The sequence below is a fragment of the Corynebacterium sp. ACRPH genome, from assembly GCF_022347285.1.
GTDB lineage: Bacteria > Actinomycetota > Actinomycetes > Mycobacteriales > Mycobacteriaceae > Corynebacterium.
The window spans coordinates 1-7859 of record NZ_JAKRND010000029.1; the positions used below are offsets into that span (position 1 = coordinate 1).

Sequence of the window (7859 nt, forward strand, 5' to 3'; positions counted from 1 at the left end):
CCACCACCATCACCTACAACACCCAAATGCAACCCGTGGCCATCACCAACGCCGACGGCCACACCTGGACCTACACCTACAACCTCGACGGGGACATCACCCAACAAACCGACTACAACGGTATCGTCACCACCAACACCACCAGCCCCGACGGGCTCATCACCAATGTGACCACCCCAGCAGGCACAACGACCACCACTCGTAACCAGTTGGGACTGACCACCAGCATTGATGATGCCTCCGGTACCACACTGTTTGACTACGATCCCTTCGGCCGCCTGACTAGCATCACCAACCCGGCTGCCACCATCACCTACACCCGCGATACCTATGGCCGAGCCATTGGTGAGACCACCCGCCTGGCCAGTGGCGAAGAAACCCGCCACACGCTCGAGCTCTCCCCCACGGGCATGGTCACCGGCGAACACCTCACCCTACCCACCGACCACACCATCACCACCGGGTATGGACGCAATGCCGCTGGTGAGATCACCAGCAGCACCATCACCCAACACACCACCCCCACCACCGACGGTTCAGCCCTGCGCTTGCCTACCGATGACGCCCACACAGGCCGCCTGCTTGCCGAGCTGACCTACACCACCAACACCCGCGGCCACCGCGCCACCACCGCTATCGACAACCTGGTACGCACCATTGACATCGACCCCCGTGGGCGTATCACCGGTGACCACACCAACCTGTTGGATTCGGCAACGCCTGGCGGGCTAGCCCCTGTTGCTGGTCGTGACTTCACCTGGCAAGCCGACTCCACCCTCACTGCCATCACCGACCAACTGCGTGGTACCACCAGCTTCACCGTCGACGCTATCGGCCGCGCGACCAGTGCGACACGCACACCCCACACCAACCCCAGTAACCCCAGTAACCAGGGCACCACCCCACCACAGACCACGACACACATTCCTGCACGAGCAGGCACTCCAGCACCATCGGGCAGTGCCACCGGGGTGTCCGCCCAGGAGAACTACTCCTTCACCCCAGCAGGAGTCCTGGCCTCTACTGCTGACGGGGTCATCGACTACCACAACACACTGCCGGTCAAAGTCGGCCGGACTACCTACACCTACGACGCTGCAGGCCGTATCACCCGCACGGTAACCAAACGCCTGGGTAAAAAGCCGTTGGTGCATCACTTCTTCTACGCCACCGGTGAACAACCCATCGGATTTACCTCAAGTGATGCTCCCGGTGTTGGCTACCGCTACAGCTACGATGGTCTCGGCCGACGCGTAGCCAAAGACACCATCAACACCACCACCGGAGAAGTCACACACCGTGACGTGTTCACCCACACCGGTAACCAACTAGCCGCTGTCACCACCACCATCGACACCGATCCGGCACGTGTGGGTGAAGGTTTTGTGTGGACTACTGACCCTGCCACTGGTGAGACACACGGCCAGATCGCACTAACCAATGGCACCAGTGGCACCGGTGGCACCAACGGCACTCCGGTGAACCCTGCGGCTGGTTGGTCGCAGGCCCGGGTTGATGCGACGTTCTACGCCCTGGTGTGCGACCTAGCCGGTGCACCTCAGGAACTGATCAACACCACCACCGGTGTCGTCGAGGGACACACCACCCAAACCCTCTACGGCAAACGCACGTGGACGGGTCGGTGCACCAGCCCACTACTATTCGCAGGACAATACGAGGATGCGGAATCCGGGTGGGCGTACAACCGGTTCCGCTACTACAACCCCACCCTGGGTGCCTACAACGCCCAAGACCCACTCGGACTCGCACCACGACTAGCCTCAGCACAAGGCTACGTCGACCACGCAGCATTCTGGGTCGACATCTTCGGCTTAATGTCGCATATTTCCGCGAACAAGGCCGCCGGAGAAAAATTCGAGGCAAACGCGGAATCAATCATCCGTGAAAAAATGGGTGAAGAAAACTGGGCGAAGCAGGTCACCACCCGCGTAAATCTTGGAGAAGGAGAGTGGAAGAATAGCCGCGCTGACTTCATTATCAGGGGCAACAAAGAGCAATTCCACTTCGTTGAAATCAAGAGTGGCAATGCTAAGCTCACAGAGGGTCAACAGCTTGTCCAAAACGAACTAGCCAAGGACGGAGGAGCCGTCGAAATGCGCTCAGCAGCTCAACGAAAGGTAGACGGTCTCGGAGAAGACCCTGGAAACTTGTTGCAGGGCCAATTCCATACCTTCTATATGGACAACCCTAGCGATGTGGCTAAGCTGGGTAATCTTCTCGACAGGATCGCATAGAAAAGGAACACTAAATATGGCAGCACCGAAACTCTTTACTGACGCCGACGCATGGTTCGCCGACAGAGGCTACACCAGGGAAAAATCCAAGGAACCAACATGGAGCAAACGACTCAAACCCCACTTGGAAATCAATATTAGCGGCGACCCCATAAAACTATCCTCAGGCCTCTACAACACCGGGTTCATCTACACAGCACGCTTTCCCCAACTCGCAAAGCTACATTCATCCCTTCATCTACCCAACTCAAAAATGGGCAAACCCGTTGGAAAGAGGAAGGGAAGCGCACTAAAACCTTCACGATTCACTGACGCGTATAGCCATGGTTATGAGCCTTTCGAACCATCCGGATCCGGCCCCAATTGGGAGGCATTCTTTAAGCAATTCGGCGCAGCCCTGCCCAAAATTGAAGCTGAACTCACTGACGAGCCTGACTTCCGCCACAACATAGAAACAGGACAGTACTGGCAAGTAAGTAATTTCCGCTTCTCAGAGATGCTTATCCTCCTGTACTTCAAGGAATGGGACAAAGCACAACACATGCTGGACACCACCGACTGGCGAAAAGTCATCAACCCCCAAAACATTGCCGACATGCCCAACAAACCCACCACAGACGAAGACGTCCGCAACGTCACCGAACAACTAGCCAACTACATCAACACCCACAGAAACAACTCCTAACCCATGAGCTACGACATCCTCATCATCGATCCCACCACCGTCCCAACCACCACCCATCAAGAATTCATGGACTGGTACAACAAAGCCACCCAATGGGACCAACCACGCAACTACTCCACCACCACCGGCTCCACCCCAGCCATCACCAACTGCTACACCCAACTAGCAGCACACTTCCCCGACATCAACAGCGACATTGACTTCGAAGACGACGAAGCAGAAGAACCCACCACCGAATACACCATCGGCGACGACTTCCTCTACACCGCCTTCGACTGGGACGATGCCGAAGAAGGCCACACCACAGCACACACCATCGCCACCCAACTAGGCCTAGCCTTTGTTGATGTCAGTGACACCACCACCATCCACTTCCCCGACGGCAGCACACTCACCCACTAACCAACTGCCGGCCACAACAATCTCCTAAATCAAAGCCCGAGGACAAAACACGTCACTCGGGCATTACCGCAGACACCCCAACAAACCCTGAAAGCAAGCCCACTTCAATGAGATAGCCTCAAGTGTGAAGATGCTCCTCATGAAGGATGCACTGGGCGTCGACTGCAAAAAATAGTTAGCACCCCACGTCCACCACTTCTACTACGCCAGCGGCGAACAACCCATCGGATTTGCCTCCTCCGACGAACCTAATGTGGGCTACCGCTACACCTATGATGGTCTCAGCCGACGCGTAGCCAAAGAAACCATCAACCCCACCACCGGCGCCATCGAAAGACGAGCCACACAAACCCTCTACGGCACACGCACCTGGACAGGAACACACACCAGCCCACTGCTGTTTGCTGGCCAATATGAGGATGCGGAATCCGGGTGGGCCTACAACCGCTTCCGCTACTACAACCCCACCCTTGGCGCCTACAACGCCCAAGACCCACTCGGACTCGCCCCACGCCTAGCATCAGCCCAAGGCTACGTCGACCACGCAGCATTCTGGGTAGACGTCCGAGAGTTAATGGCGCATGGTCTCAAGAATTCAGATGACCCGCTACAACATCAAGTCAATCAACTTCACGAGACGATGTCTTCAAACGCTCAGGGAAGAGTCACACTCGCGATCGGACAAGGCGAAGACAGTGCAGGTCGAGTGCACAGTGTAGTAGCTTCAAGCGAACGTACTAGAGCTGACGGCACTCCATATTTCAGACCTGAGGTTCGGCAAGCATTAGAAAATCAAGAATTTGCAAATCTCACTCCAGCTACGGTGGAAGGTTCTGTCCGTCAGCATGCCGAGGTAAACCCGCCACAGGCTCTAGATAGAATTGGAGCTTCAAAGAATCAACGCATCGCTGCCTCGAGACTTGTTTGTCAATCTTGCCAAGAGACTGTCTTCACTGAGAATGCTGTCGATAGGATTGTTTCTTCGCCGACCCCGTTCAAATAGAGAAGTAGAAAAATGACATTCAATAACCTACACCACAAGTTTGATCACCTAATTGAAAAAATTCTTCAAACTTGCACACAAACTGAAGTCCGAACGTTTCTTTACTCGAATGCGAAAACGTTCGTAGATCGCTATTCTGATCTCTATTCACAGGAATTTACGCAAAAATTCAATAGTGACAATTTGGAAAGCATCAGTGAAATTGCGATTCAAGAACGAGACCGTATAGACCACAAATCGAATTCTGAAGAGCTCACTAATGAATCAGATGCGCTACTAGATCGCCTTGAATTAGCGGGAATAGCAACCGAGATGGCGAGTTATTTGGATTTAAGCCCCCTCAATTCCAACGATTTATTCAACTACGTCTACTGCTGGGGAGTATTTGAAGACGATACGTCTATTATCGAAAAACTGAACACCCTAGCTACAAAGCCTTAACCGCCAAAGACCCTTGTCAACAGCCGGTGGTACATCGAAACATCCTCAGGATTTGTAGGAAGAACAATCCTCGAACGGCTCGTGGAATGCGCATCAACACTAGGTAGAACCACCGTATCCTGAGGCAAATCCTCCGCCGATGCCCCCACCTTAACTACAGTCACCCTATTGGACTTCGCCAACTCCGTCAGATGGTGGCCAGGCTAATACAACCAACCATTCCGATCGTGATGACGATCCGCCACCAGCACCACATGATGAAGTGCCCCGAGTTTTGTTCCAAGGCACTTGCCTTGATTTCTATTATTGCTTGCAGCGGGTGCTGCTCCCAAAACTCGATTTCCACCTCGACAACGTCATTCCACCTACGAGTATGGATCAGCTCGTTCTTGTAGGAGCCGTTAACGTTTTCAGCCAGAGCATTGTCATAAGAATCCCCGACAGTTCCGGTGGAAGCGGCAATCTCGTGCTGGGCAAGACGCCCGTTGTAGACAACGCTGACGTACTGCGAGCCGTGATCCGAATGATGAATGAGACCTGTTGTTTCCTCAGCACACACGATCGCCTGGTTGAGAGCTTGCAGCGGCAACGCTACGGTGCGCATAGAATCCGATAGCGCCCACCCAACGATCCGTCGGGAGTAAACGTCGGTGACAAAGGCGGCGTACACAAAGCTTTTCTTCGTGCGCACATACGTAATGTCAGCCACCCACAGCTTGTTCGGGCCTTGGACTGGCGATGACCACGCGAGGTGATGAACCCACCAGCTCGGTTATTCTTCAACGTCTTACAGATAAACTCGACAGAGAAACGATTCCGGTATTCATCGATGAACCGGATCATTTCCGATGTTTTGGGTCGAGTGCCTGGCACACGGCGTGCATCGACATGTTTTCCGCCAAGATACGGTCCTCGACAAGACGGGCCACACGATCCTTCGCATCCTGGTCAAATTGTCTTGGCATATTCCAGGTTTTCCCATCTACTCAAACGGAACAAAACCTCGGACACTTCAAAAGCAGCGGATTGAGAACGACAAAATCCTAACCAAATTGGAAGTTTCGGTTGCACACCAAGGTGAAGCCGGTGCGGATGTCATCTATACGTTCCCAGATTCAGGAACCCAAATGTGGATGGATATGACCACAGAGAAGGCGTGGGCCAATCACTATCGCAAGTATGGTTCCGTCGAGGGAGTACCGGAGTCTATGCATAAGGCGACCTACCAGAGCGATGGTTAAAGTGGATTCATGGATTTCGAGGAAGGGTCAAGTAACGATGACATTGGAATTGGTTAAGCGCTGGAACGGCGTCAGTTCTGAACAAAATGCACTTCTTGAGCCTTCACCATTCGGGCTCCACGAGGCACGGCAAGACTACCGTGGCTTCCAATGGCGGACTGCTTCAGTCGACGAGCGCCTTCTCCGACGACGTAACTCAGCAGCCCACATCGACCTATCTCACGCACACATCGAGCAATGGGCCGCTGACAACATCGCGATCGACGACGTCGTGTGCCACGCCGGCCACCTGCCCGGTCTCCACTTCTTCCGCTCGACGCTGACAGACTGCCATTTTGCTAACTGCGACATGGCCTCAAACATCCAGAGCATCTTCGGCAAATGCACAATCCTGCACTCCACGATCGACTCCTGCACCGGCACCAACCAATGGCTAGCCGGAGCAAAACGCATCGCCGACTCAAGGTTGCTAAACCTCACCATCGCCGACATCGGCGTCCCCGAACCCAACGACGCACCCCTTATCACCAACACCACCATCACTGGAACAATCAAAAACTGCGTCATCGCCCAAACCAAAGGCGAACAACAACTCCTCGACACCGACATCAGCGGCGCCACGCTCAAAGACGTCGCATTCCCCGGCGTCAACATGGATTCAGTGACCTACGCAGAAGAACTATCCCCCTTCATCCTCCCCGACTGGCAACGCCACGAAGTACAGCTTTCCGATGCCGCCAACGCCGCAAAGCACAGCTGCGACCGGAACATCCACATCGCCGCACTGACACTTCTGAGCATCCTCAAACGAGAAAAAGAATCGTCCTACTGGATCAAAGACCGCTGGCCCCGCGGCAGCCGATTCCTCTACGAACTCCACCCCACCAACCAACTAGACCGAGTCCGACCAGGAATCACCCAGATCTACGACGACGTCGGGCTACTCCCGGAATCGTTCTAGAAGTGACGACCCTCGGGCATGTTATAGAGATTTGTCATGAGTGGCACGCATTCCGAAACATAATTAAAACTTGAAGTCAGCGTTGCGGTCGGTAAATTGAATTAGCACAGACTATGTCCTGCTGGGCCGCGGAAATACGCCCAGCGCCGAGGGAAGTTAGCCACCCTTCCCACGTGTGATACCACAAGAATTACGAGAGGATGACCGAACCATGGCATACTTCGCTGGCTGGGAGTTCGTCGATAACGAATGGCGCCTCGGCGACCCTGGAATTGGCCCCGCGGACAAGTGGATGTTTAGCATCGCGGAAACGTTCCTCGCCTTCATCACCACCAAATCCGCGGATGGAACCAAATCTGAATACTTCTTCGGCGCCAGCCCCTCCCACGTCTACGACGTGCCTGCGGAAGAACTGCCAGTATCTGACAAGGACGCGTTCGTCAGCTTCTTTACCAGCCTCTACCCCACTCGCAGTGAGAACATCCGCAATTTCCTCACCACGTACTACGCCGGCCCAGACGCACACGAACCGACTTACACCCACCCACGTCAGTCCGGCACCGACCTACTTATCGAATGGTGCCAGGCGTTAGACATTCCCGCCCCGCCGCTTGAACGCGAATAGTAGTGAGCAATCGGGCCTGCCCCCTGTTTGGTAGACACCTGATGCCCGGCCCTGTTGGGTTGGAAAGAAAGGTAATCCCACACCACCAACAACACCGGCGTGACCACAGCGCATGATGGTGGACACGGACCTGACCCCTGTTTGGTAGACACCTCTGATTCCGGCCGTGTTGGGTCGGGGAAAGGTAATCTACCTCCATGCCTAGGAAGGTTTATTCGGATCAGTTCAAGCGTGACGCGGTCGCGA

At 54.6% G+C, this 7859-nt stretch carries 8 protein-coding genes; 7 read left to right on the forward strand and 1 reads right to left on the reverse strand.

The window, feature by feature from the left end:
- The 5 genes from MHX66_RS10290 to MHX66_RS10310 all read left to right on the forward strand — a co-directional run.
- Window positions 1–2255 (forward strand): RHS repeat-associated core domain-containing protein (locus tag MHX66_RS10290; protein ID WP_304504323.1); only part of this gene is annotated, 2255 nt, incomplete at its 5' end.
- 16 nt (window positions 2256–2271) lie between these two features.
- Window positions 2272–2940: a hypothetical protein gene (locus MHX66_RS10295; RefSeq protein WP_239202837.1), complete on the forward strand. Its 669-nt coding sequence runs from the start codon at window positions 2272–2274 to the stop codon at window positions 2938–2940.
- Between the two features lie 3 nt (window positions 2941–2943).
- Window positions 2944–3342, forward strand: coding sequence for a hypothetical protein (locus MHX66_RS10300; protein ID WP_239202838.1), 399 nt, complete (start codon window positions 2944–2946; stop codon window positions 3340–3342).
- A 253-nt stretch (window positions 3343–3595) separates the two neighbouring features.
- A complete protein-coding gene (locus tag MHX66_RS10305; RefSeq protein ID WP_239202839.1) occupies window positions 3596–4345 on the forward strand; it encodes an RHS repeat-associated core domain-containing protein in 750 nt (249 codons plus the stop codon).
- Window positions 4346–4357: 12 nt separating this feature from the next.
- A complete protein-coding gene (locus tag MHX66_RS10310) occupies window positions 4358–4786 on the forward strand; it encodes a hypothetical protein (RefSeq protein WP_239202840.1) in 429 nt (142 codons plus the stop codon).
- 187 nt (window positions 4787–4973) lie between these two features.
- On the opposite strand, the gene MHX66_RS10655 is transcribed toward MHX66_RS10310, so the two are convergent.
- Window positions 4974–5495 carry a transposase gene (locus tag MHX66_RS10655; RefSeq protein ID WP_370646309.1) on the reverse strand — a complete coding sequence of 174 codons (522 nt, stop codon included), beginning with the start codon at window positions 5493–5495 and terminating at the stop codon, window positions 4974–4976.
- A gap of 569 nt (window positions 5496–6064) precedes the next feature.
- On the opposite strand from MHX66_RS10655, the gene MHX66_RS10320 reads away from it, so the two are divergent.
- Window positions 6065–6988 (forward strand): hypothetical protein, encoded by a 924-nt coding sequence (locus MHX66_RS10320; protein WP_239202841.1) that lies wholly within the window; start codon window positions 6065–6067, stop codon window positions 6986–6988.
- Window positions 6989–7199: 211 nt separating this feature from the next.
- On the forward strand, window positions 7200–7613 hold the full coding sequence (locus MHX66_RS10325) for a hypothetical protein (protein WP_239202842.1): 414 nt from the start codon (window positions 7200–7202) through the stop codon (window positions 7611–7613).
- Window positions 7614–7859 lie beyond the last annotated feature (246 nt).

What these genes read in the sequence shown, in the direction of transcription:
- MHX66_RS10320 (WP_239202841.1), top strand. Translation starts at nt 6,065, where the DNA reads ATGACATTGGAATTGGTTAAGCGCTGGAACGGCGTCAGTTCTGAACAA.
- MHX66_RS10310 (WP_239202840.1), top strand. Translation starts at nt 4,358, where the DNA reads ATGACATTCAATAACCTACACCACAAGTTTGATCACCTAATTGAAAAA.
- MHX66_RS10295 (WP_239202837.1), top strand. Translation starts at nt 2,272, where the DNA reads ATGGCAGCACCGAAACTCTTTACTGACGCCGACGCATGGTTCGCCGAC.
- MHX66_RS10325 (WP_239202842.1), top strand. Translation starts at nt 7,200, where the DNA reads ATGGCATACTTCGCTGGCTGGGAGTTCGTCGATAACGAATGGCGCCTC.
- MHX66_RS10300 (WP_239202838.1), top strand. Translation starts at nt 2,944, where the DNA reads ATGAGCTACGACATCCTCATCATCGATCCCACCACCGTCCCAACCACC.